Source organism: Vibrio sp. 2033 (assembly GCF_033339735.1).
On sequence record NZ_JAWOVC010000871.1, the window covers coordinates 1 to 511 of the forward strand.

1 protein-coding gene is annotated in these 511 nt (G+C 50.5%); it reads left to right on the forward strand.

The genetic code is table 11. The features are described 5' to 3' along the window. On the forward strand, positions 1–511 hold a 511-nt coding region (locus R7P74_RS29560), incomplete at both ends, for an isoaspartyl peptidase/L-asparaginase (protein ID WP_318124318.1).

Below are 511 nucleotides of genomic sequence, written 5' to 3' on the forward strand. Positions count from 1 at the left end.
ACCCGATCGAGTTGGCTCGGGATGTGATGCTTCGCAGCAACCATGTGTTGTTGGTTGGTGAAGGTGCTGAGAAGTTTGCTTTTGAACAAGGCCATCAATACACCGAACAAGATTACTTCTTCACAGATCGCCGTTATGAACAGCTGCTCTCAATGCGTGAGAAAGGTTTGTTTGCGTTATCTGAGTCTCGTTACCCGGATGATCGTAAACACGGCACCGTAGGCGCAGTGGCGTTAGACCAGCAAGGCAACTTAGCTGCGGCGACCAGTACGGGTGGGGTAACCAATAAGCAATATGGTCGTGTTGGAGATTCTGCACTGATAGGCTGTGGCACGGTGGCTGAGAATGGCGTGGTGGCAGTTTCAACTACGGGTGTTGGTGAGTTCTTTATTCGTAAACGTGTTGCGGAAGATGTAGCAGCACGTATGCGTTATTTGCAAGAGGACGTACATACCGCGTGTGAAGCCATTATTCAGGGAGATCTCAAAACCATGGGCGGAGAAGGTGGCCT